Genomic DNA, 741 nt, shown 5'->3' with positions numbered 1-741 from the left:
ATCATATATAGATATTGATGTTTTACTTGATTTAGTTTCATGTATAACTGTTGACTTTTTCGTTGTAGGAACTTCTTCATTTAATAAATTCATATCTATCTTAGGCATCTATAACACATCCTTTTCTTTTAATTCTTCTATCATATTTTCAACTTCTTCTTTACTAAAATGAGTTTGATTATTCTTTTTAAGGTAATCGCTTATACTTAATTTACTTAATAATGATTTCTCAACAAAAGTATTTCTTCTTATAAATGAATTTAACATCATATCTTTTAAATCATCAAATTTTTGAAGATATTGATCAAATAAATCAGATACTTGAGTTTTTTGTTTTTCATATCCAACTAAAATAGTAGCCTTGATATCATCATCTTCTTTTTCTAAATAAAATTTATCTCTGCTCCATAGTTCTTTAAATAAAGCAGCTCCTCTTAAAGAAGAAATATTCTTGTCCATGATAGGAACTATTATAGAATCTGATAAATAAAGTATATTTTTAGCTGTTAAATTATAACTTGGTGATAAATCACAAATAATATAATCGTATTTCTCTAGAGCATCAATGTTTTTCATATACCATCTTGCAAGAACTTTTTCTCTTGCTGGTTGTAAACTTATTTTTTCATCTAACATAGCTAAACCTATATCTGATGGAATTATATCTATATTAGGATAGTTTTGATTTGGACACTTCACAATTACATCTTCTGCACTTAATCCATCCACTATATCTATAGT

At 25.2% G+C, this 741-nt stretch carries 1 protein-coding gene; it reads right to left on the bottom strand.

Annotation, left to right across the window (positions count from 1 at the left end; genetic code table 11):
* Positions 1–108: 108 nt before the first annotated feature.
* Positions 109–741: ParA family protein (locus CHF27_RS14030; RefSeq protein WP_147294106.1), on the bottom strand; the 633-nt coding region annotated here is incomplete at its 5' end.

Origin of the sequence: Romboutsia maritimum (assembly GCF_002251085.2) — a bacterium.
Lineage (GTDB): Bacteria > Bacillota > Clostridia > Peptostreptococcales > Peptostreptococcaceae > Romboutsia_B > Romboutsia_B maritimum.
This window is presented reverse-complemented; position numbering and strand designations above follow the sequence as displayed.